20 protein-coding genes and 1 pseudogene are annotated in these 22,182 nt (G+C 67.0%); 2 read left to right on the top strand and 19 right to left on the bottom strand.

Annotated features, from left to right (window positions below):
- Window positions 1-1,278 precede the first annotated feature (1,278 nt).
- From ACXAID_RS17700 to ACXAID_RS17740, 9 genes are all read right to left on the bottom strand, one after another.
- Window positions 1,279-2,184: a hypothetical protein gene (locus ACXAID_RS17700; protein WP_475023517.1), complete on the bottom strand. Its 906-nt coding sequence runs from the start codon at window positions 2,182-2,184 to the stop codon at window positions 1,279-1,281.
- 92 nt (window positions 2,185-2,276) lie between these two features.
- Window positions 2,277-2,621 (bottom strand): hypothetical protein, encoded by a 345-nt coding sequence (locus ACXAID_RS17705; RefSeq protein ID WP_475023518.1) that lies wholly within the window; start codon window positions 2,619-2,621, stop codon window positions 2,277-2,279.
- Window positions 2,618-3,520 (bottom strand): hypothetical protein, encoded by a 903-nt coding sequence (locus tag ACXAID_RS17710; protein WP_475023519.1) that lies wholly within the window; start codon window positions 3,518-3,520, stop codon window positions 2,618-2,620. Before ACXAID_RS17710 ends, ACXAID_RS17705 begins: the two co-directional genes overlap by 4 nt.
- A 276-nt stretch (window positions 3,521-3,796) precedes the next feature.
- Window positions 3,797-4,216: a QcrA and Rieske domain-containing protein gene (locus ACXAID_RS17715; protein WP_475023520.1), complete on the bottom strand. Its 420-nt coding sequence runs from the start codon at window positions 4,214-4,216 to the stop codon at window positions 3,797-3,799.
- A gap of 58 nt (window positions 4,217-4,274) precedes the next feature.
- Entirely contained in the window at window positions 4,275-6,026 is a 1,752-nt protein-coding gene (gene lpqB / locus ACXAID_RS17720; protein ID WP_475023539.1) for an MtrAB system accessory lipoprotein LpqB, read from the bottom strand.
- A gap of 11 nt (window positions 6,027-6,037) precedes the next feature.
- Window positions 6,038-7,678 (bottom strand): MtrAB system histidine kinase MtrB, encoded by a 1,641-nt coding sequence (gene mtrB / locus ACXAID_RS17725; protein WP_475023521.1) that lies wholly within the window; start codon window positions 7,676-7,678, stop codon window positions 6,038-6,040.
- 49 nt (window positions 7,679-7,727) lie between these two features.
- On the bottom strand, window positions 7,728-8,414 hold the full coding sequence (mtrA, locus tag ACXAID_RS17730) for a two-component system response regulator MtrA (protein ID WP_475023522.1): 687 nt from the start codon (window positions 8,412-8,414) through the stop codon (window positions 7,728-7,730).
- Between the two features lie 251 nt (window positions 8,415-8,665).
- The gene (locus ACXAID_RS17735; RefSeq protein ID WP_475023524.1) at window positions 8,666-9,355 is read right to left on the bottom strand and encodes a hypothetical protein; all 690 of its coding nucleotides are present in this window, start codon (window positions 9,353-9,355) and stop codon (window positions 8,666-8,668) included.
- A 414-nt stretch (window positions 9,356-9,769) separates the two neighbouring features.
- Window positions 9,770-10,399 carry a dTMP kinase gene (locus ACXAID_RS17740; protein ID WP_475023525.1) on the bottom strand — a complete coding sequence of 210 codons (630 nt, stop codon included), beginning with the start codon at window positions 10,397-10,399 and terminating at the stop codon, window positions 9,770-9,772.
- A 163-nt stretch (window positions 10,400-10,562) separates the two neighbouring features.
- Between ACXAID_RS17740 and ACXAID_RS17745 the strand changes: the two genes are divergently transcribed.
- A complete protein-coding gene (locus ACXAID_RS17745; RefSeq protein ID WP_475023526.1) occupies window positions 10,563-10,856 on the top strand; it encodes a hypothetical protein in 294 nt (97 codons plus the stop codon).
- Here the strand turns inward: ACXAID_RS17745 and ACXAID_RS17750 are convergent.
- The 8 genes from ACXAID_RS17750 to ACXAID_RS17785 form a co-directional block, all read right to left on the bottom strand.
- The gene (locus tag ACXAID_RS17750; protein ID WP_475023527.1) at window positions 10,835-11,365 is read right to left on the bottom strand and encodes a hypothetical protein; all 531 of its coding nucleotides are present in this window, start codon (window positions 11,363-11,365) and stop codon (window positions 10,835-10,837) included. The genes ACXAID_RS17745 and ACXAID_RS17750 overlap by 22 nt on opposite strands.
- A 1-nt stretch (window position 11,366) precedes the next feature.
- The gene (gene ahcY / locus ACXAID_RS17755; RefSeq protein ID WP_475023528.1) at window positions 11,367-12,830 is read right to left on the bottom strand and encodes an adenosylhomocysteinase; all 1,464 of its coding nucleotides are present in this window, start codon (window positions 12,828-12,830) and stop codon (window positions 11,367-11,369) included.
- Window positions 12,831-12,950: 120 nt separating this feature from the next.
- Window positions 12,951-13,610: a TetR family transcriptional regulator AlkX gene (gene alkX / locus ACXAID_RS17760; protein ID WP_475023529.1), complete on the bottom strand. Its 660-nt coding sequence runs from the start codon at window positions 13,608-13,610 to the stop codon at window positions 12,951-12,953.
- A 44-nt stretch (window positions 13,611-13,654) separates the two neighbouring features.
- Window positions 13,655-13,843 carry a rubredoxin gene (locus ACXAID_RS17765; RefSeq protein ID WP_475023531.1) on the bottom strand — a complete coding sequence of 63 codons (189 nt, stop codon included), beginning with the start codon at window positions 13,841-13,843 and terminating at the stop codon, window positions 13,655-13,657.
- An 89-nt stretch (window positions 13,844-13,932) separates the two neighbouring features.
- A complete protein-coding gene (locus ACXAID_RS17770) occupies window positions 13,933-14,094 on the bottom strand; it encodes a rubredoxin (protein WP_475023533.1) in 162 nt (53 codons plus the stop codon).
- On the bottom strand, window positions 14,094-15,341 hold the full coding sequence (locus ACXAID_RS17775; protein WP_475023540.1) for an alkane 1-monooxygenase: 1,248 nt from the start codon (window positions 15,339-15,341) through the stop codon (window positions 14,094-14,096). The genes ACXAID_RS17770 and ACXAID_RS17775 overlap by 1 nt, the downstream gene beginning before the upstream one ends.
- A gap of 139 nt (window positions 15,342-15,480) precedes the next feature.
- Window positions 15,481-16,941 carry a sugar transferase gene (locus tag ACXAID_RS17780; protein ID WP_475023534.1) on the bottom strand — a complete coding sequence of 487 codons (1,461 nt, stop codon included), beginning with the start codon at window positions 16,939-16,941 and terminating at the stop codon, window positions 15,481-15,483.
- 418 nt (window positions 16,942-17,359) lie between these two features.
- On the bottom strand, window positions 17,360-18,841 hold the full coding sequence (locus ACXAID_RS17785) for an APC family permease (protein WP_475023535.1): 1,482 nt from the start codon (window positions 18,839-18,841) through the stop codon (window positions 17,360-17,362).
- Window positions 18,842-18,908: 67 nt separating this feature from the next.
- Here ACXAID_RS17785 and ACXAID_RS17790 point away from each other — a divergent pair, with 67 nt between their 5' ends.
- The gene (locus tag ACXAID_RS17790) at window positions 18,909-20,291 is read left to right on the top strand and encodes an FAD-dependent oxidoreductase (protein ID WP_475023537.1); all 1,383 of its coding nucleotides are present in this window, start codon (window positions 18,909-18,911) and stop codon (window positions 20,289-20,291) included.
- Here ACXAID_RS17790 and manA read toward each other — a convergent pair.
- Together manA and ACXAID_RS17800 are read right to left on the bottom strand one after the other, a co-directional pair.
- The gene (gene manA / locus ACXAID_RS17795) at window positions 20,236-21,462 is read right to left on the bottom strand and encodes a mannose-6-phosphate isomerase, class I (RefSeq protein ID WP_475023538.1); all 1,227 of its coding nucleotides are present in this window, start codon (window positions 21,460-21,462) and stop codon (window positions 20,236-20,238) included. The two genes, ACXAID_RS17790 and manA, sit on opposite strands and share 56 nt — an antisense overlap.
- Before the next feature lie 5 nt (window positions 21,463-21,467).
- A pseudogene (locus ACXAID_RS17800) lies at window positions 21,468-22,182 on the bottom strand (TobH protein); the annotation flags it as partial.

A 22,182-nucleotide genomic window follows, 5' to 3' on the forward strand; every position in this document is an offset into this window, starting at 1 on the left:
GGGCTGCCGGCGGCGGTGTTGTCGGGGGGCCTAGCGGCACCGGCGGCGGGCCCGCAGCCGGGGCGCCGCTCATGGCAGCATTCGGAGCCGCGCCGCCGTACCCACCTCCGGCAGCCCCGGCCACTCCTTGGATACCGCTCGGAGATGTGCTTGCTGCTGGGGCATTCGGGGCCGACGGGGCTGGAGCTGCCGGTTGGGCAGCCGGGGCCGGGGCACTCAGCGGGGCGGGTGGCGGCTGCGCCGAAAGTGGCTGCCCTGCCAACCCACCTGGCGACCGACCAGCACCGGTGGACGACTTGTCACCATTCGTTGACGCCGGCGAGACCGACGGCGACTGCCCCGAGCCGCCGGCACCCGACGAGCCCGCCCCAGAACCCGCACCCTTGGCGTTCGCCGCCGAGCTCGCGGGCGATGCCCCAGCGGAACCACCGCTCCCCCCGCTGAGGCCTGAAGCCGTGCCCCCTCCCCCGGACGACTGCGAACCCACTGCGCCCGGAGCGCCGCTCGAGACGGTGGTTGCTGGTTGCGCGACTTCGGCCGCGGGGGCCTGTGCCGGCTGCGGCGCGGCAGGAACGTCTGGGGCGGATGGCTGGGCCCCAGACCCACCAACGGGATTGCCGCCCGCTCCTCCGCCGCCGGAACCAGAACCGAACGCAGCAGAAATGAACCCCGGTTTATCGACATCCGAAATGGTCGGGCTTGGGTCGATCCGCGGCGTGGCCGACGCCTCCTCCGCCGACGCCTCCTTGGAGACGGGCCCATCGGCCCCTGGGGTTCCGGGAGCCGCACCAATGTTGCCTGCCAGTTCAGCGGCATTGGATGCGACTAGCTTTTCGTTCTCCGCCAGCCCCAACGCCACTCTAGCTTCGTTCAGAGGGCCCGCTATTTCGGGCTTGGTTGTGGAATTGGTCTCTTCGCAATCACGCTGTGTATCTTCAGCATTTATATTTGCTGCAAGCTTTGTCTTTAGCACAGAATTCTCCATGCTACGGAGCTTCCTGGCGACTAGATCGGCCAACCTCGCATTATCTTCATGTTCATTGATAATGGCACTCGACTCGAGCTGGGCGGCTTCCGCTCCTCCACCCTCCCAAACATCCGCAAGCGCCATCTTCTGAGCCTGTTGCAGGCGTACAACGACGTCACGCAGATGGCCGGCAAACGCCTCGAAAGCGCGGGCTGCTTGCCCCAACAAGTCTTCATCTACCTCCGGCCAACCGGGTGGCAGGACGGTCTGGCTGCCATACTCGCCGCCATGTGGTTCGGTGCTCCACCAGCTCACCGATGGACCTCACAGACAGCTTCGAGCCCTCCGCTCAAGTAGGCGGCGGTGTTCCACAATTTGTTGTCGTCAACTTCATATGAAGGCAATGCATCCACGAATGCATGCAGATATGCATTGTGCGCCACCAATAGGTCACCAAATATCTCCCCCTTAGCCGAGTCGGCAATGCTTCGAAACTGCGAGAGATTGGCAACCAGCACCTCCCGAGCCGCGTCATTTAGCGCCTTTTGATCCTGTGTCCATTCTGCGGCCGGAACCATTGAATCGGCTCCAGTCCAACCACGAAGAACTGTTCGCTGCTGCTCAACAAGCGCCAAAAAGCTCTCACAAGAAGATTGATCAACGGTCATTCGTTCCAGTTTCGATGGATCCTGGACCGCCGACAGCCACGGCTCGCTACTTCCACCGTCTCCGGAACCCGCCACAAGCGGCACCAGAAGGCACATATTCGTAACACCGTTGAGAAAATTCAACGCAGCGCCAGCCAGAAGTGCATCCTCGGCGACGTAATTTGGAAGTTCATCGACATAAGAGCGCAGGAAAACGATTGTCTGGGAAATCAACTCTTTCAACGCCACATTCCGCGCGTCTGAGCGAAGCGTCTCAAACTGGTCAGCAGCCAACGTCATTGCGATGGCGGCGTCGTCAAACACCCCCCGTTGCTCCGGAGTCCAGCGAGCCGCCGATATCGACTTGTCAGCCTCCTGCCATCGCTTTGTGTTGTCAGCTAACTCGTCCGAGAACTGTCGCCAGTCCTCACATACGGGGTCCCTCTCCCGCAGGAGACCGACAGTGCGATCGACATCATCACCGGCCTGACTAGACCCGCCACCCCCGTCCGACGTCGCCTGCCAAACCAGCAACCCGACAACAAGGGCAATCACAGCCGCCAGCGACAAACCGACCCACCACCAGCGCCGACTATTCGACCGGCCAGCGCCCGCTCCCGGCGGCGGAGGCGGCTGCATCGAAGGCCCTCCAGGCGGCATGATCACGCGCCCACCTCAACATTCCCTGAAAGTTTGCTACCCACGGTGAGAATCGCACTGGACTCGGCCTCGGCCGCTTCCGCGTTCGCGTCTGCCTCGTGTTCATCGATGATCGCGCTAGTCTCGTCGCGTGCAGATTCTGACCCCGAGCCCTCCCAGACATCGGACAGCGCCATCATCTGGCGGCTGAGTTCGACGATAACCGTCGAACGAAGATCGTCTCTGAATTGCTCTAAGGACCGAGCTGCAAGCGACAACACAAACTCGTCAACGTTCGGCCAAGCAGGCCCGGCAACCGTTCTACCGCCGTACTCACCACTGTGAGGCTCAGTATTCCACCAGCTCACAGGTGGACCTCGCATGCAGCCGCAATCCCACCACTGATAGCAGTCGCTGCCCTCCACAACTTGATGTCATCTGGAACATATGAAGGGAGTGCATCAGCGAAGGCTTCAGCGTACGCGTTGTGCGTAGCTAGTAGGTCTCCAAAGACTCCGCCTCTAGCAGGTTCTGCGAGATCGCGAAACTTCACGAGATTCGCATCGATGATCTCACGCACACCACGGTTAAGTGCACGCTCCCGCGGATCCCATTGACTCGCAGGCACCGTGGCATCCCCAGAACTCCACCCGCCAAGCGCGGAATCTTGCGAATCAACAAGATCGACCAATTCGCGACAAGAGAGAGCTGAACCTAGCACAAAATCGATCAACGCAGTTGGATCCGCGACTGTCGACAGGATAGCTCCCTTTTCGCCCCCTGAGTCAGGTAGCCAAGGAATGGCCGCACACATGTAGCTAATCGCGTTGCTAAAGTTGCTAGCCACTCCTGCGAGGAAAGCATCCTTTGCGACGTAGTGCGGAATGCTGAGCACGTAGGCGCGCTGATACACTACTATTTGCGCAAGCAATTCTTGCAGTATCACGCTGCGCGCACGGGGGATCATTGCCTCGAACTCGTCGGCCGCCTCAGACATCGCTTTGCCGACAGCGACAAAAGCTCTCCTCTGTTCAGGGCTCCAACGAGAAGCTGGCAGAGAGTCGTCCGTCTTTGGCCATTGCGATTGCTTTTCCACAAGACGATCCACATGCCTGCCAAACTCATCACAAACGGGGTCCTTCTCCCGCAGGAGACCAACGGTGCGATCGACGTCGTCACCCGCCTGACTAGAGCCGCCACCGCCGTCCGACGTCACCTGCCAGACCAGCAACCCGACGACAATGGCAATCACAGCCGCCAGCGACAAACCGACCCACCACCAGCGCCGACTGTGCGACCGGCCGGCGCCGGGCCCCAGCGGCGGAGGCGGCTGCCCCGACGGGCCGACAGGCGGCACAATCATCCGCCCACCTCAGCATTCCCCGAATGTTCTCTCCCCACGATGAGAAATGCTACCGGCCCGCCGCGAGGCGAAAGTTCACCAGTTCGGTAACGACCCGCTCATCCACCTCGTCTATCAGCAAAGGATGCAGCCGTCCCACGTGAACACCACGGGACAGCTGCGGGCCGCGAATCGGACCGCCTACGCCTCCACTATGGAGTCCCCCTCGACCACGACCGGCACAGCCTCCAGCGGCCGCGCCGCCGGCCCGTTGACCACTTCACCGTCGAGGTTGAACTTGCTGCCGTGGCACGGGCAGTTCAGGGTGCCGTCGCTGATGTCGTTGATCAGACATCCGCTGTGGGTGCACACCGCCGAGAACGCCTTGTAGTCGCCGTCGACGGGTTGGGTGACGATGGTGGTTCCCACGATCACCCCCGACCCGACCGGGACGTCGGCGGTGGCGGTGAGGGCCTCCCCCGCCCCGTCGACGCTGGATTCCGAACCCGCGCCAGAGGTTTCGGGCCCGCTGGAACACGCCGCCAGCGTCACCGCTGCCGCGCCGGCTCCCAAGCCGGCAAGCATGGTCTTGCGGGGGATCTTCACCTCGTCGATGTCCATACCTGACCTTTCACTGGGGCTGGCCGCCGGTGGGCTGTACCGGCGACAGGATCAAGTGTCAGCCAGGTAGTACCGGTTGCGCACCTGCAACCATCAACGGGCGCACCTCGATCCAGCCGGGATCACCGTCAGCCGAAGCCCCGGACAGCTGCAGCACACCCCGCGAATCAGCCACATAGACCGTCGACGGGTTGGCCACCACCGTGGTCACCGGCATCAGCAGGTTGCGGCTCGGACCGTCGGAGTTCACCCCGTCGAGATTGACGTAGGACACCGGATGCTGCGGATCGGTGCGCGTGACGACGATGTCGTCGCCGGTACGCCACGACAGCGACACCGCGGTGTTTCGCAGCCCGTAGCCCAGTCGCCGTGGGTAGGTCAGCGCGTATCCGCCGCCCTCGGTCTGTTCGACACCGGCCAGGATCACCCGGCCGTCGATCACCATCGCCGCCCGGGTGCCGTCCCGGGAGAGCTGCAACTCGGTGATGATCCCGGGGAACCGAGTCGCCACTGCGGTCGAATCGACCGGGATGCGGGCGGGCTGGCCGGAGGCGTCCTGCACGGCACGCACCACGTTGATCCCGTCGACGACGACCCAGATCGATTCGTCGAGTGACCAGGTGGGCCGGCTCAGGCTGCGACCGTCCATCACCTGGGCGGCGGCCCCACCCAGCGGCCCCACCCACAGCGAGGACGCCATGTCGGGCGCGCCGGGCCGTTCGGTGACCACCGAGGCCACTTCCTGGCCGGAGCGCGACAGCGACGCCGAGGTCTGTCCGGGGATCTGCCCGAACGATCCGGACACTTGCGGCGCGCTTTCGCCGTCGAGGAACACCAGCGATCCGCCGACCAGGGCGTGCAGGCCGGCGGCGGCCCCGTCGGCGGCACCGGGGTCGGTGGCTGCGACGTCGGCGGTCGTCCAGCCCTCGGCGAAGCGGTCATCGAGGGCGGCGCCGTCGGCGTTGATCACATACGGCCCGTTGATGCCGGCCCGCGCCAGGGTCCAGATGATCTGGGCGGCAAGCAGTTGGCGGCTGTGCGGGTCGGTGGTGGACAGGTTCTCCAGGTCGATGCGGGCGCCGCCGTAGCCGCGTCCCACCCCGGTCTTGCCGCCGTCGGCGCGGGTGACGGGGCCGCGCAGTGTCAGCGGCTCGTCCAACAGGTTGCGCACCGTCTTGGCCATCTCCGGGCGCGGCCCCGCGATCAGCTTGCTGACCAGTTCGGTGGCCAGCTGGTCGGGTTCGGAGACCGCGACGTAGCGCGGGTCGGGCACGACGGTCTTGCCGGTGGGGTCGGCGAAGTACAGGGTGTGGCGCTTGTAGGTGTCCTGGAACTGCTGCCAGTCCAGGAACACCCCGTTGGGCAGTTCGTCGATGCGCCAGCCGTCGGAGGTCTTGATCAGTTCAATCGGTCCGGGATCGGGCAGCGCGCCCTCACCGGTCTCGAACACCCCCATGTCGGACAGGGATCCGAGGATGTCGGCGCGCATGGTGACCGACACCTCATCGGGCTTGCGGGTTTCGACGAACACCACGTTGTCGATCAGCAGGGCGCTGCCCGCGTCGTCCCAGCCGCTGGAGGCCGATTCGGTGAGGAACTGGCGCGCGGCCAGGTGCCGGTTGGCCGGATCGGCGGTGGCTTTGAGGAATTCGCGCAGCAGCACGTCCGGGTCCATCCCCGGGGTGGGTTTGGGCAGGCTGGGCGGTGCCGGTCGGCCGACGGTGCCGATCGCCTGCGGGGACGACGAACTCGGCACACCGGCGCAGCCGGCCACCACAACCATGAGCAACGCCAGCCAGGCGGCCAGCACACGCGAGCGGGTCACACGGACTCCCCGGCGGGTTCGCGTTCGCGCACCGGCTGGCGCCCGGTGTCGGTGGGTTTGACCGGAAGCGGGCTGCTGGTGACCTTGTGGCCGCGCACCAGCGGCAGGGTGAGCCGGAAGCAGGCGCCATTGCCCGGTTCACCCCAGGCTTCGAGCCTGCCCTGGTGCAGCCGCGCGTCTTCGATGCTGATGGCCAGGCCCAGGCCGGTGCCCCCGGAGCGGCGTACCCGCGACGGGTCGGATCGCCAGAACCGGCTGAACACCAGCTTCTCCTCGCCGGGGCGCAACCCGACTCCGTAGTCCCGCACGGTGACGGCGACGGTGTCGGCGTCGGCGGCCATCCGGATGCGCACCGGTTTACGTTCGGCGTGGTCGATGGCGTTGGCGATCAGGTTGCGCAGGATCCGTTCGACGCGGCGGGGATCGACCTCGGCCACGATCTCCTGGGGCGGCATGTCGACGATCAGTTCGACGCTGGCGTCCTCGGCCAGGTGCCCGACGTTGTCCAGTGCGCTCTTGACGGTGGAGCGCAGGTCGATGGCCTCGACGGCCAGTTCGGCGACGCCGGCGTCGTGGCGGGAGATCTCGAGCAGGTCGTTGAGCAGCCCCTCGAAGCGGTCGAGTTCGTCGACCATCAGCTCGATGGACCGGCGCAGTGCCGGATCGAGTTCCTCGGCGTGGTCGTGGATGAGGTCGGCGGCCATCCGCACGGTGGTCAGCGGGGTGCGCAGCTCGTGGCTGACGTCGGAGGTGAACCGGCGCTGCAGGTTGCCGAATTCCTCCAGGGAGGTGATCTGGCGGTGCAGGCTTTCGGCCATGTCGTTGAACGACACGGCCAGCCGGGCCATGTCGTCTTCGCCGCGCACCGGCATGCGCTCGGTCAGGTGTCCTTCGGCGAACCGTTCGGCGATGCGTGAGGCCGACCGCACCGGCAACACGATCTGACGTGCCACCAGCAGCGCGATCGCGGCGAGCAGGCCGAGCAGCACCACACCGCCGGTGGCCATGGTTCCGCGCACCAGCGAGATGGTGGACTCTTCGCTGTTCAGCGGGAAGATCAGGTACAGCTCGAGGTTGGTGACCGGCGACGATGTGGGGCTGCCGACGATCAGGGCGGGCCCGGAGAAGCCGTCGGTGTGCACCGTCGAGTACTGGTAGCTGACCTGGCCTGCTTTGACGAAGTCGCGCAGCGTGTTGGGGATCTGGTCGATGGGTCCGGCCGCGGTGGCCGCGCGGGGGCCGTCGCCGGGGACGATCAGCACGGCGTCGAAGGCGCCGGCCAGGTCCGCTCCGGCGTCGGCCTTGCGGTCGATGAGGGTGTTGCGGGCCAGCTGCAGGCTGCTGTCGAGCGAGCGGGTCTCCTCGCCGCCGACGATGCCGCCGACGGTGGTGCGGGCGCGTTCGATCTCCTCGGTGGCGGCGCCGACCTTGACTTCGAGGATGCGGTCGGTGATCTGGCTGGTCAGCACGAATCCGAGGACCAGGATGACGGCCAGCGACAACCCCAGCGTCAGTGACACGACGCGCAGCTGCAGCGACCGCCGCCACGCCAGTCCCATCGCCCTGCCCAGTGCAGCCAGCCCGCGCACCAGCGGGGCCGACCGGCGGTGGATGCGCCGCCGCGACCCGAAGATCACGGCTTCCGCCGGGCGGTCATGCCCACGGCGACCGCCGAGCGGTCACAGATCACGGCGGTCCGGCCTTGTATCCCACTCCTCGAACCGTGAGCACCACCTGCGGGTTCTCCGGGTCTTTCTCGACCTTGGCCCGCAATCTCTGGACGTGCACGTTCACCAAACGGGTGTCCGCGGGGTGTCGATAACCCCACACCTGTTCGAGAAGCACATCTCGAGTAAACACCTGGCGCGGTTTCCGCGCCAATGCCACCAGCAGGTCGAACTCCAGCGGGGTCAGCGCGATCTGCTCGCCCTGGCGGGTGACCTTGTGGGCGGGGACGTCGATGTCGACGTCGGCGATGGAGAGCATCTCGGCGGGTTCGTCCTCGTTGCGGCGCAGCCGGGCGCGCACACGGGCGACGAGTTCCTTGGGCTTGAACGGCTTCATCACGTAGTCGTCGGCGCCGGATTCCAGGCCGAGCACGACGTCGACCGTGTCGGTCTTGGCCGTCAGCATCACGATCGGCACGCCGGAGTCCGCCCGCAGCACGCGGCACACGTCGATACCGTTCATGCCGGGCAACATGAGGTCCAGCAGCACCAGGTCGGGCCGCAGTTCACGCACGGCGGTCAGCGCCTGGGTGCCGTCGCCGACGACCGCGGTGTCGAAACCCTCGCCGCGCAACACGATGGTCAGCATCTCGGCGAGCGAAGGGTCGTCGTCGACGACCAGGATCCTTTGCCTCATGGTGTCCATGGTGTCACCAGTTCGCGATATTCCTCGGATACCACACGGCGCGTTGTGCGTGTCGACCGGCATTCGGGCGGCAGTTGCCCTGGACAGTGCCGCCGCGGCGGTGCCGGCAGCCCCACTGCCCGCTCGGGCGTCGAACGTGAAGACATCGAACGTGAAGACATCGTCACACTCGGCGCCGAATGTGAAGACACCTTCACGCTGGGCGCTGGGAAACCCGCCGGCGACCGGGCCGGCGAGGGCTCGAACCGGCGTCAGACGGGGGCGGCCTCGATGACGTCGCGCTGCTGGCCGATCGTCTGGATCACCTCGTAGCCGATCTGCCGCACGCTGGCCAGGACCGGGTTCGCGGCCGGGTCCCGCCCCGGCACCGTCGGCGTCGAGAAGGCGGGATCGGCGAGGATCCAGCCGAGCGAGGCACTGGCGGCCAGGGCGGTGCGGGCCGCTTGCGCCTCCGGGTCGTCATCGCCACCGCCGAGGGCGAGGACCAGCAGTTTCCGCGAGTACTCCAGGCCGTCGGCGTCCTTGACAACCGGGTTGGTCCACCAGTCGTCGAACGGGATGCGCGACCCCCGGTTGATGTGTTCGCCGCCGCGGGTGCGGATCGGCGCGGGCGGGTAGAGGCCGAGCTTGGGTACGTACTCCCCACCTGGCCGCATTCCGGTGCGCACCTTCGTCAACGTCAGACACGACGCCGAGGATGCGGTCTTCGGATTGGGCACCCCGCCGGTGTCGACCCAGGTCAGTTGGTCTTGCAGGCCCAGTTCGTGGATGAGGGCGTGCGACTTGGGCCCCTCGTGCACCAGGGCACGAATGTGGATCGCCAGCACGTGCGCCTCGATGAGGCGACCCTGGTCGAACCGTTCCCCCGCCGACTTCAAGGCGTGGATGTGATCGTCCAGCGTTGCCAACAACTCGGCCTGCGTCCGCGTCGTCAGTGCCATGGCTCCCCCGTATGCCGTTGTGTCCGTTGCCGACAGGCGTCCCACCGGAAACGGATCGCGCCCTGCCAGCCCCCCGGCACGGACACTACCCGCCGGTCGCCGGATTTGCGCGGGATATCTCGTTCTCGAACGATCAAGGCCGCGAAACCCACGAGCGAGGAACGAAGGATTGCCTAAATACATTCGCGCTCAGCGGTGTTCACGAATGCAACGAGTACAACCCGGCGGGAGCCGACGGGTCGACAGCTCGGCGTCAGGCTGGTTGCTGAGGCGAACTAACATTTGCCCGCGGTGGACGTCGGCGTCGGAAATGTTGCCGAATCGGGGTTCTACATCGACTTTGCTGCCGGCCACCCGACCCCGGGTTCATTCGCCCAAACTGTCGGCGCAGTGCGCGAAATGGCCTAGGCGGCATCACCGCATCAGGCTGCTTGCCAGTGCTTCGGCGTCGACGTCGGGCGGCACCACGACCCAGGTGCCGCCCCAGTCGGCGGCGGCCAGGGCGGCGTAGGCCGCCGAGGTGCGACGCTGCAGTCCGTCGTCACGTTCGTAGGCGTCACGGGCGCGGTCGGCTTCCTGCGCGGCCCGGCTGACCGCGCGCTGGGCGGCCAGCTCCGTCGGCACGTCGAGCAGCAGTTGCCAGTCCGGGGCGGGCAGCCCCAGCCGTCCGTACTCGAGGTCATGCACCCAGCCCACCACCTCGCCGTCGGCGCCCTGGTGCAGGCGCGCGGCGCTGTAGGCGGCGTTGGAGGCCACGTAGCGGTCCAGGATGACCACGGAGTGTTCGGCGGTCAGTCGCTCGATCTCGGCGCGCGCGCCGGCCCGGTCCATCGCGAACAACACCGCCATCGCGTAGACCGATTCGGCGAGGTCGCCGTGGCGCCCGTGCAGGGCCTCGGCGGCCAGATCGGCGGGTAGCGATTCCCCGTAGCGGGGAAACGCCAGCGTGGCCACGGAGCGGCCGGAGGCTTCGAGCGCCGCTCGCAGTCCGTTGGTCAACGTCCGCTTGCCTGCGCCGTCGACTCCTTCGATGACGATGAGCACGCGGCGAGCCTAGTCCAGCTCCACCGCGCGGCGAACTCGATGCGAACAGCGACCGCAGTGGCACCGTTGCCCGCGCGAAAGAAGGAACTGGGCATCGTGGCCGAGGACGCGCAGCTGTCCGGCCACACCCCGATGTGCAGCGCTGGGAGAGCAGCTGCACTGCGTGCACAACTATGTCGGCGTGCAGCAGCTGCGTGCGGCGTCCGACGGGCACGTACCCGCTGGAAAGTGCACGCTGCGTTACGAATTCGAGCCGACGGGCCGGCCCGACATCATGGTCGGCAAGGTGGCTGCGGGCATGCCCGGTTGCTGGTCGACGGCGGGGTCGTCGGTGAGGCCTTCCCCGGTGACGGCGCCGCTGGCGGTGGGGATCAGCGGCGGTCTGGTCGTGGGCTGCAGCAACGCCGGCTCACCGGTCTCGCAGCGCTCGGCAAGCTATCGGGGGTTCATGGCGTAGGACTGCAGCACCACCGTGTCGTGCTGCTCGTCGAGGAAGACCCGGGTGCTCTGTCCCGCCCCGCCGAACACGATGTTCAGGTCGACACCGGTGAGAAACGGCCCGGGCGGCAGGTCGGGCTCGAGCACGCGCTGCACAGCGGGATGCTGGTCACGGTCCTCGGTGACGTTGTCGGCGACCAGGGCATCCATCGTCTCCGGGGTCACCTCGACGACCGCGTCGATCCACATCACCTCGACGCTCGACTCCTCGGCCACCGTGCTGTTGTCCCACATGATCCACGACGCCGACACCGGATCGCCCAACGCCGGGAAGGTCTCGGCCAGCGGTTCGGTGTCGTGGCGCACCTCGAGTCCCGGCGCACTGGTGGGCTCCGAGTCTTCTTGCTGCGCTTGCTGACACGCCGCCACCGCGAGCACGGTTGCGAGCATCGCGGCGGTGCGCCACGCGAATCGGGCGCGCCAACCGACCGCCGAGGTCGTTGAGCGCGCCCGATTCACCGCAGCCATGTCAGTAGCGGTAGTGCTCCGGCTTGTACGGGCCTTCGACGTCGACACCGATGTACTCGGCCTGATCCTTGCTCAGCTTGGTCAGCGTGCCGCCGAGCGCCTCGACGTGGATGCGCGCGACCTTCTCGTCGAGATGCTTGGCCAGCCGGTAGACGGAGTTGTCGTACTCGTCGTTCTTGGTCCACAGCTCGATCTGGGCGATCACCTGGTTGGAGAAGCTGTTGCTCATCACGAACGACGGGTGGCCGGTGGCGTTGCCCAGGTTGAGCAGCCGGCCCTCGGACAGCACCACGATCGACTTGCCGTCATCGAAGATCCACTGGTCGACCTGCGGCTTGATGTTGATCCGCTTGGCGCCGGACCGCTCCAGCCCGGCCATGTCGATCTCGTTGTCGAAGTGGCCGATGTTGCCCAGGATGGCCTGCTCCTTCATCGCCCGCATGTGCTCGAGGGTGATGATGTCCTTGTTGCCGGTCGAGGTGATGACGATGTCGGAGGTCCCGATCGCCTCCTCGACGGTGCGCACGTCGTATCCGTCCATCATCGCCTGCAGCGCGTTGATCGGGTCGATCTCGGTGATGGTGACCCGCGCGCCCTGGCCGGCCAGCGACTCCGCGCAGCCCTTGCCGACGTCGCCGTAGCCGCAGATCAGCACCTTCTTGCCGCCGATGAGCACGTCGGTGCCGCGGTTGATGCCGTCGATCAGCGAGTGGCGGGTGCCGTACTTGTTGTCGAACTTCGACTTGGTGACCGAGTCGTTGACGTTGATCGCCGGGAACGGCAGCTCACCGGAGGCCTCGAACTGGTAGAGGCGCAGCACGCCGGTGGTGGTCTCCTCGGTGACACCCTTGACGGCCTCGGCGATCTTGGTCCACTTGGTCTTGTCCTGCTCGAAGCGCTCGCGCAGCACGCCGAGGAAGACCTTCCACTCGGCCGGGTCGTCCTCTTCGGCGGGCGGCACCACGCCGGCCTTCTCGTACTGCGCGCCGCGCAGCACCATCATGGTGGCGTCGCCGCCGTCGTCGAGGATCATGTTGGCCGGCTCACCCTCCCAGGTGAGCATCTGCTCGGCGGCCCACCAGTACTCCTCGAGGGTCTCGCCCTTCCACGCGAACACCGGGATGCCCTTGGGCTCGTCCGGGGTGCCGTGCGGTCCGACGACGACGGCCGCGGCGGCCTCGTCCTGGGTGGAGAAGATGTTGCAGCTCGCCCATCGAACTTCGGCGCCGAGGCTGGTCAGCGTCTCGATCAGCACGGCGGTCTGCACGGTCATGTGCAGCGAACCGGAGATGCGTGCGCCCTTGAGCGGCTGCACGTCGGCGTACTCGTAGCGCAGCGCCATCAGGCCGGGCATCTCGTGCTCGGCCAGACCGATCTCCTTGCGGCCGTACTCGGCCAGGGACAGGTCGGCGACCTTGTAGTCGATGCCGTTCCGGACATCGGCGGTCATCTTTGTTGCAGTCATATATAGAGCCCCTTTAGTCGCTCGTCATTGCCGGTGTCGCAGCTCATCGGCGACACCCATGCGGACACGGACACCCATAGCCTGCGGGCTCGCGGGACAGGCGCTGCGGCGCTCTGCCGGCTAAGGGGTATCTATGACACCGTACCGTTCGGCAAAAGGTGACATGAGCCGGGCCAGATCTCGTGCGACGTCATGGTCGGCTTCGGGGGGCATCGAGACGTAGCTCATCGCCAGCCGGACAATCGCGCGGGCCAGCACGCCGGCGTCCTCCTGGCTGCAGCGCACCCAGCTGGCCATGAACGACTCGGTCAGCCGCGCCGAGCAGTGGTTGATGATCGGCGCGCTGTCGGTGGTGATGATCTGCAGCAGGTCGGGCTTGGAGGTTCCGGTCAGCAGCGAAATGACCAGCGGGTCGGCTGCCGATTCGGTGAAGAAGTCGCGAAACCCCTGCAAGAAGGCTGCGTAGACGTCACCGACGTTGTCGTTGATGGCGTCGTGGATCTGGTCGACGAGCCGGTCGGCCAGCCGCAGTGCGTAGCCCTGGGCCAGGCCCTGCCGGGAGCCGAACTCGTTGTAGATGGTCTGGCGGCTGATGCCGGCGGCGTTGGCGACGTCGGTCAGGGTGATCGCCGACCAGTCCCGGGTGAGCAGCAGTTCGCGCATGCCGTCGAGGATCGAGTCGCGCAGCAGCACCCGCGACGCCTCGGCGTAGCTGACGCGCTGCGCGGGCCGCCGGTTGGGGGTGCTGCTCACACGCGCGACACTATCGCTTCTGGTCATCACACCGAGGGAACCGCGTCCGGTGACGATGCCGGCCCAGGCGCTCACGGTCGGGAGACCTCCACCATCTCGAAGTCCGACTTCGCCGCGCCGCAGTCCGGGCAGCTCCAGTCCTCGGGGATGTCGTCCCAGCGGGTGCCCGGGGCGATGCCGTCCTCGGGCCAGCCCTTGGCTTCGTCGTATTCGAAGCCGCACTGCACGCAGACGAACAGTTTGTAGTCGGTGTCGCTCATGTCTTTCCTTTTCTGGTCGTCGCGTCGAGACTGCGCCCAGGGCGGCCGGCACTCGCACTTCGGCGCCGTGAGCGCAGTCTCAACGGGGGTCAGGCGGGTTGGAAGTCGACCTTCTCCAGTACCGCGCAGTCCGGGCAGCACCAGTCGTCGGGGACCTCACCCCAGTGTGTCCCGGCCGGAAACCCCTCGCGCGGTTCGCCTTTGGCTTCGTCGTAGACGTAGTCGCATCCCGGGCAGCGGTAGGTGCTCATCAGGCTGCCGCCTCGGTGCCGGTCTGCTCCTCGCGCAAGCGCTCGTCGGCGTAGCGGGCCAGGACCTTGTCGCGCACCCGCGGGTGGATGTTCACCCGGTTGATGTCGCCGTCGTAATGCTCGATCACCCGGTGGTCCATCACCTTGCGCCACAGCGGCGGGAAGTAGGTCAGCGCGATCATCGACGCGTATCCGCTGGGCAGGTTCGGCGCGCCGTCCATGCTGCGCAGCGTCTGGTAACGCCGGGTCGGGTTGGCGTGGTGGTCGCTGTGGCGCTGCAGGTGGTACAGGAACAGGTTGGTCACGATGTGATCGGAGTTCCAGCTGTGCACCGGGGCGCAGCGCTCGTAGCGGCCGGACTCGGTCTTGGCCCGCAGCAGGCCGTAGTGCTCGAGGTAGTTCACCGTCTCGAGCAGGGTGAAGCCGAACACCGCCGAGATCACGATGTAGGGCACCAGCGCCCAGCCGAAGACCGCGATCAGCACGCCGTAGAGCAGCGCCGACATCGCCCACGCGTTGAGCACGTCGTTGGACGGGTGCCAGGTGCTCTTGCCGGCCCGCTCCAGGCGCTTGGCTTCCAGTTCCCACGCCGAGCGCAGGCTGCCGATGACGCTGCGCGGCAGGAATTCCCAGAAGGTCTCACCGAAACGTGCCGACGCGGGGTCCTCCGGGGTGGCGACACGCACGTGGTGGCCGCGGTTGTGCTCGATGTAGAAGTGCCCGTAGCAGGTCTGGGCGAGGGTGATCTTGGACAGCCAGCGCTCCAGCGAGTCCTTTTTGTGGCCCATTTCGTGGGCGGTGTTGATGCCCACGCCGCCGAGCACACCCACCGACAGGGCCAGACCGATCTTGGCCGGCCAGCCCAGCCCGCCGTCGAAGCCGAGCCAGCTCAGGTTCGACGCGGTGAACAGGTAGGCGCCGAAGATGACGCTGGCGTACTGGAACGGGATGTAGAGGTAGGTGCAGTAGCGGTAGTACTTGTCGTTCTCCAGCCGCTCCATCAGCTCGTCGGGCGGGTTCTGCCCGTCGGGGCCGAAGCGCAGGTCGAGGGCGGGAAGCAGCAGGTAGACCAGGATCGGCCCGATCCAGAACGGCGCCTGGGCCGCGGCGTGCCAGCCGGCCTGGTTGAGCGCCCACACCAGCGGCAGCATCACGAACAGTGCCGTCGGCGGGATGAGCCCCATCAGCCAGAGGTAGCGCTTCTTGTCGCGCCAGTTCTCGACATCGATCTCCGACATGCCGGACATCTCGTGTGTGGTCACCTCATTGCCTCCTTGCGGTGAGTACGAACACTCGTTGCTGTTGACTATAGGAGACGATTTGTCACTCGTCTATACATTCGAGCAGTTTTGTAAAGCTGACGGAGAGGTGCCTGCACACGCCGGGCTATTCAGCCCGGCGCAGGATGGCGGGCACCGTCAGCGCGAGGATCTTCAGATCCAGCGCGATCGACCAGTTCTCGATGTAGTAGTTGTCCCACTCGGCGCGCTCGGCGATCGAGGTCTGCCCGCGGAATCCGTGCACCTGCGCCCAGCCGGTGAGCCCGGCCTTGACCCGATGGCGTTCGCCGTATCGCCGGATCTGCATGGCGAACATGTCCGCGAACTCCGGCCGCTCGGGACGAGGCCCGACCAGGCTCATCTCACCTTTGACGACGTTGACGAGCTGGGGCAGCTCATCCATCGACGTCGCGCGCAGGATCTTGCCGATCTTCGTCCGCCGATCCTCCCCCTCGACCCCACCGGGGGCGCTGTCTCGCGCGAGTTCGAAGGCGGCCTCCCCGTCCGGCGCCGGGCGCATCGATCGGAATTTCAGGCAGTCGAACACCTGGCCGTCGCGCCCGACCCGTTTCTGGCGGAAGATGGCCGGCCCGGGTGAACTGAGCTTGACCAGCAGCAACAGGGTCAGCAGCAGCGGCGAGAGCACCGCCAGGCCACAGGCGGCCAGGGTCCGGTCGATGAGGTGCTTGACCGAGAACGACCATCCCCGCGGATCCGAGTGGGCAAGCGCGAGCAACGGCAGGCCGCCGACATGGTCGACGCGCACCCGTTGACCGACGGCGTCGAACATCCTCGGCACCACCCACACCCGCAGACCGTGCCGGTGCGCCACCCGGACGGCCCGGTTGAGCAGCAGGTGGTCCTGCATCCGCGAGAAGGCGATGATCACCGCCTCGGCGCCGGTGTCGCGAATCGCGTCCTCGATCATGTCGGGCGAGCCGATCCGCGGCGCCGCAGGGGCGGGTTCGCTGTCGTCCTCCGTCCACAGCAGCGGGTCGGCGGAGAGGAACCCGACCGGCGCCAGGCCGTACTGTCCCGAGGACTCCAGCCGCAGGCACAGCTGGCGGGCGACCTGCCCGTTACCGACGATCAGCGTCGGTGCCAGCGCGGCGCCCCGTCGCCGTGACCACTGCTGAAACGAGACGTGGGCGAGCCGCGCGACCGGCATGAGTACGGCCGCAGCGATCCACATCCTCGACACCAGCGCGGCGGGTTCACCCGGGGCGCCGGCGAAGATCATGATGCTCAGCGCGGACATCGAGGCCAGCGCCACGGCGGCCTGGACGGGAGCGATCTCGTCGATGAACCGCCGGTTGATGTTCTGCCGATACAGCGAGCGCAGCCGGATGAACACGATGATCATCGGCACGTAGAAGCCCAGGGCCCAGGTCCAGATGCCGGGATCCTGTGCGCGCGAGGCCGACCACACTCCGAGCACCGCGGCAACGGTGGCCGCGGTCGCGTCGATGCCGACCGCGGCCGCTGTTGCGAAGAGCCTCGACCGGGCCGGGTTGGCAAATTCGACTTTCGGCGCGCCCGGCCCGCTTTCCCGCGCGGGCAAGGCCATCAGACGTTCGAGATCAATCGCCTCGACATCCACTTCATCCGCGCCGCTTCTGACACTGTCAGGGTGGGTCGCAAACGTCGGACACAGACGGGAATCACTTAGCCCGGCGGCTCTCACAGCAACCGATTCCGGTTCACTATTCACGTCGTTGGGAATACATAATGCCTGCATGGCAGCACTTTATCGCTGGCCAATAGGCGATATCCACAATCAATGGCGAATTTGAGAAAGCCTTGAATGGGGCTTGAACAGGTCTTGACACACCATTGACGTGCGCCATCAACTGCCGGGGAATTCGGCACCCGCGCAGAATCGCACCCCGATACAACCACACCGGAATCAGTGATGCCAAAAAGGACGGCGGACCCAGATCGACGTGGTGCACAGAGGGCCCTCAGCGAACACTGCGGGCCGCCCACTACCGACGCGCGCGCTGCCCCAGCAGCGAGTGGCGCCGGCCGTAGACGAAGTAGACGACCACACCCAACGCCATCCAGATGCCGAACCGTAGCCACGTCAGTCCGGTGAGGTTCAGCATCAACCACCCGCACGCCAGGATCGCCAGGATCGGGAGCACCGGCACGAACGGCACCCGGAAGCCGCGCTCGAGGTCGGGCCGGCTGCGCCGCAGCACGATCACCCCGGCCGACACCAGGACGAACGCGAACAGTGTGCCGATGTTGACCATCTCTTCGAGCTTGTCGATCGGGAACACCGTCGCGGTGACGGCGACGACCGCGCCGACGAGCAGCGTCAACCGCACCGGGGTGCCGTGCCGGCCGGTCTTGGCCAGTTGACGGGGCAACAGCCCGTCGCGCGACATCGCGAACAGCACCCGGGTCTGGCCGAGCACCAGCACGATGACCACGGTGGTCAGGCCGGCCAAGGCGCCGACCGAGATCACCTTGGCCGCCCAGTCGACGCCGTTCAACGCGAAAGCAGTGGCCAGGTTCTGCGTTTCAGCGTCACGCAGCTCGGTGTAGCTCACCATCCCGGTGAGCACGATCGCCACGGCGACGTACAGGACGGTGACGATGCCCAGCGACGCCAGGATGCCGCGCGGGATATCGCGCTGCGGATGTTTGGTCTCCTCGGCGGTGGTCGCCACGATGTCGAATCCGATGAAGGCGAAGAACACGATCGAGGCCCCGGCCAGCAGGCCGTACCAGCCGTAGCTGCTGCCCTCGGCCCCGGTGATCAGCGAGAACAGCGACTGTTCGGTACCGGTGCCGCCCTGGCCCGCTTCGCCGGGCGGAATGAACGGCGAATAGTTCTCGGTCCTGATGTAGAACGCTCCGACGGCCACCACCAACAGCACCACCGCCACCTTGATCGCGGTGACCGCCAGGCTGACCCCGGCCGAGAGCTTCGTCCCCCAGGCCAGGATGGCGGTGACGAACGCGATGATCAGCAACGCACCCCAGTCAACCTGCAGTCCAACGACTTCGGTGGATCCCCCGGCGAACCCGAACACGGTGCCCAGATAGCTCGACCAGCCCTTGGCGACCACCGCGGCCGCCACCGCGAACTCCAGGATCAGATCCCACCCGATGATCCAGGCGATGAACTCCCCGAACGTGGCATAGGAGAAGGTGTAGGCGCTGCCGGCCACGGGGACCGTGGAGGCGAACTCGGCGTAGCACAGCGCCGCCAGCCCGCAGGTGATCGCCGCGATGACGAAGGAGATCGATATCGCCGGTCCGGTGATGTTGCCGGCGGTCGACGCGGTGACGGTGAAGATGCCGGCACCGATCACCACCGACACCCCGAACACCGTCAGGTCCCACCAGGTGAGGTCCTTGCGCAGCTTGGTGCTCGGCTCATCGGTGTCGGCGATCGACTGCTCGACCGACTTGGTCCGCCACCGGCCCACGGTCCGCGCGACAGGTTCGTCAGCCATCCACCGTCCCCTTTTCGTCATTTATTTCAGCGGAATGTACCCACTGCCCTGTGATCGGATGGGGCCAATGACACGTTCGGGGGAACACGCGGTCGTCATCGGTGCCAGCATCGGGGGCCTGTGCGCGGCCAGGGTGCTGTCCGACTTCTTCGACCGGGTGACGGTCTACGAACGTGACGGGTTGCCCGACGGTCCGGCCAACCGCGCGGCGGTGCCGCAGGGCCGGCATGTGCATCTGCTGATGGCGCGCGGCGCGCAGGAGTTCGAGGCGTTGTTCCCCGGCCTGCTCACCGAGATGGTCGACGCCGGGGTCCCCATGCTGGAGAACCGGCCCGACTGCATTCATTTCGGCGCGGCCGGTCATGTGCTGGGCACCCAGCACCGCCTGGCCGACGAGTTCACCGCCTATGTGCCGAGCCGCCCACATCTGGAATGGCAGATCCGGCGGCGTGCGTCGGCTGTCCCGAACGTCACGGTGGTGCACCTGGGTGTGAACGAGCCGGTGTTCGACGGTCGCCGGGTCAGCGGGGTGCGCACCGCCGACGGCTCCACGGTGGCCGCCGACCTCGTCGTCGACGCGACCGGGCGCGGCACCCGCCTGCCGGTGTGGTTGTCGCAGTGGGGTTTCGACCGCCCCAGTGAGGACACCGTCGACGTCGGCATCGGGTACGCGACCCATCAGGTACGCATCCCGGACGGGTTGATCGAGGAAAGGGTGGTGGTCGCGGGAGCCTCACGCGACCAGCCGCTGGGGCTGGGAATGCTGTTCTACGAGGACGGCACCTGGGGGCTGACCACGTTCGGTGTCGGAAAGGTGCCGCCGCCAAATGATTTCGACGGGATGTGCGCGCTGGCCGAGGAGATCCTGCCCGCCCACGTCGCTGCGGCGCTGCGTCTCGGTGAGCCGATCGGTGAGGTCGCGTTTCACAAGTACCCGACCAGCAGGTGGCGCCGCTACGACAAGATGGAGCGCTTCCCGGAGGGGATCGTGCCGTTCGGCGACGCCGTGGCCAGCTTCAATCCGACGTTCGGGCAGGGGATGACGATGACGTCGCTGCAGGCCGGTCATCTGCGCGCCGCCCTGCGGGAGCCCGGCGACGGTCTGGCCCGCACGTTCGCCAGGGCCACGGCGAAGTCGACGTACCCGGTGTGGACGATGAACGCGATCGGCGATCTGGTCCTGCACCGGGCGCAGGGCCCGATGCCGTGGTGGTACCGCCCGGTGGGGTCGTTGTTCGACCAGTTCCTCGGCGCGGCCGAGACCGATCCGGTTCTGGCGGAATGGTTTCTGCGCCGGTTCAGCCTGCTCGACAGCCTCTACATGGTGCCCTCGGCCAAGCTGGTCGGGCGCACGGTCCGGCACAACATGAGGCTGTGGCTGACCGAACGGCGCGCTAGATCCCGACGGTCACCCGAACCAGCCGGGTCGGCTCGTGGGCCATCAGCCTGATCGGCCCGTCGTCGGCGGCCACCCAGGCTGCCGCGCCGCGCTCCAGCGTCAGCGTGTTGGCCTTGGCGTGCACGGTGGCCGACCCCTGCGCACACAGCAGGATCTGCGGACCGTCGTGGCGCGCGGGTGCGTCGATCTCGTGGTCGAGGTTCTCACCCTCCACCCGCAGCACCGACAGCGCGAACTCGGGGGCGGGCGTCGGATAGACGAGTTCGGCTCCGTCCAGGGATGACTCGGGACGCACCACGACGTCGGCGGCCGGGGTGAAGTCGAGCACCCGCAGCAGTTCGGGCACGTCGACGTGCTTGGGGGTCAGCCCGCCGCGCAGCACGTTGTCCGAGTTGGCCATCACCTCGATGCCGACTCCGTGCAGGTAGGCGTGCAGGTTCCCGGCGGGCAGGTAGATCGCCTCACCGGGGGCCAGCGATATGCGGTTCAGCAGCAGCGAGCACAGCACGCCCGCGTCGCCGGGGTAGCGCTCCCCGAGTTCGAGTACGGTCTTGGCCTCCCGCTCGAATTCCTCGGCACCGGAACGCACGTAGTTGATGGCGCCGTCGATCACGGCCGGCACCAGCACGTCGAGGTCGGGCTGCGGGAAGGTGATCCAGGTGGTGAACAACGCCCGCAGCCCGTCGCCGTCGGACTGTCCGTCGAGCAGAGAGATGAACGGGTCGAGGTCGGCGACGCCGAGGGCGCGCATCAGTTCCACCGAACGTGCTGCCGGCCGGAAGCCTGCCAGGGCCTCGAATGGGCTCAGTGCGACCAGGATCTCGGGTTTGTGGCTGCGGTCGCGGTAGTTGCGGGTGGGCGCGGTGACCGGGATGCCCATCCGCTCCTCGCGGGTGTAGCCCTCGATCGCCTGCTCACTGCTCGGGTGCGCCTGCAGCGACAGTGGTTCGTCGGCCGCGAGCAGTTTCACCAGGAACGGCAGGGTGTCGCCGAACCGGTTGCGTACCGCGGCCCCCAGTTCGCCGTCCGGGTCGGCGCGCAGCGCGTCGAGCAGTGAACGCTCACCGTCCTCGTCCTGCAGCCACGCCGGGTCACCCGGGTGCGCACCGAACCACAGTTCGGCCTCGGGATGCTCGGTGGGACTGGGAGCTCCGGTGAAATCAGCAATCGCGGTCCGCGAACCCCATGCGTAGGTCCGGACCGCTCCCCTCAGCAGATGCACTTACCTCAACCTCGAACCAGCCGCTGGTAGACCGCCGCCATTTCGAGGCGGACCGCCAGCAGCGCTATTTGTTGTTCGAGACCTCCGGGCGCGGTGCCCGGCACGTCTCGATCCCCCCCTGCCATCACGACCTCTGGCACGTCGTTGGCGTTGACGACGTTGACGTCGTCGAAGTCTCGCAACCGGATGGATATCGCGGGCCGGTCGCCGTCGGACGTCAGCACGAAGGTGCGGGTCCGCGCCGGCAGTGGCCCGTCGATCTGCTCGTCGTGGAAGATGGACAGCTCACCGGTGCCGGCTCCGCGCCCCCAGCCGGTGCCGATGGCCGCCAGCGCATCGGTCAGACCGACCGCGGCGACCGATTGGTGGGCCACCCGCAGCATCACGGCGGCCGCGTGCCCGGCCAGGGCGACGGTGGCGGCACTGTCCCCGGCGAAGACGACCTCACGGCCCGACATCTGGTCGGCCAGCGACTTGGCCGGGTTGGTGAACAGTTCGTGGCGGGCGCTGTTGCGGAACGCCTCGGCGTCGAGCTCGTCGGCGAGTGCCCCGAGGTCGGCGTAGGTTCCGGGGCAGACGACCTGCAGCACCGCCAGCCCGGCGGCCAGGTATCGGGTCAGGGCGAAATCGTCGGGCACCGGGACGCGCGGGGGCAGTGCGACCGCTCGCCCCGCGGTGGCGTCGCGCAGCGGCCCCTCGTACGGGGCGACGACGATGACG

The sequence above is a fragment of the Mycobacterium sp. ABE4_509 genome (genome assembly GCF_056160785.1).

Coding starts and splice junctions, on each gene's coding strand:
- ACXAID_RS17715 (WP_475023520.1), bottom strand. CDS start 4,216: ATGGACATCGACGAGGTGAAGATCCCCCGCAAGACCATGCTTGCCGGC.
- mtrA (WP_475023522.1), bottom strand. CDS start 8,414: ATGGACACCATGAGGCAAAGGATCCTGGTCGTCGACGACGACCCTTCG.
- ACXAID_RS17735 (WP_475023524.1), bottom strand. CDS start 9,355: ATGGCACTGACGACGCGGACGCAGGCCGAGTTGTTGGCAACGCTGGAC.
- ACXAID_RS17750 (WP_475023527.1), bottom strand. CDS start 11,365: ATGGCTGCGGTGAATCGGGCGCGCTCAACGACCTCGGCGGTCGGTTGG.
- ahcY (WP_475023528.1), bottom strand. CDS start 12,830: ATGACTGCAACAAAGATGACCGCCGATGTCCGGAACGGCATCGACTAC.
- alkX (WP_475023529.1), bottom strand. CDS start 13,610: ATGACCAGAAGCGATAGTGTCGCGCGTGTGAGCAGCACCCCCAACCGG.
- ACXAID_RS17765 (WP_475023531.1), bottom strand. CDS start 13,843: ATGAGCGACACCGACTACAAACTGTTCGTCTGCGTGCAGTGCGGCTTC.
- ACXAID_RS17770 (WP_475023533.1), bottom strand. CDS start 14,094: ATGAGCACCTACCGCTGCCCGGGATGCGACTACGTCTACGACGAAGCC.
- ACXAID_RS17775 (WP_475023540.1), bottom strand. CDS start 15,341: ATGTCCGGCATGTCGGAGATCGATGTCGAGAACTGGCGCGACAAGAAG.
- ACXAID_RS17780 (WP_475023534.1), bottom strand. CDS start 16,941: ATGGCCTTGCCCGCGCGGGAAAGCGGGCCGGGCGCGCCGAAAGTCGAA.
- ACXAID_RS17785 (WP_475023535.1), bottom strand. CDS start 18,841: ATGGCTGACGAACCTGTCGCGCGGACCGTGGGCCGGTGGCGGACCAAG.
- ACXAID_RS17790 (WP_475023537.1), top strand. CDS start 18,909: ATGACACGTTCGGGGGAACACGCGGTCGTCATCGGTGCCAGCATCGGG.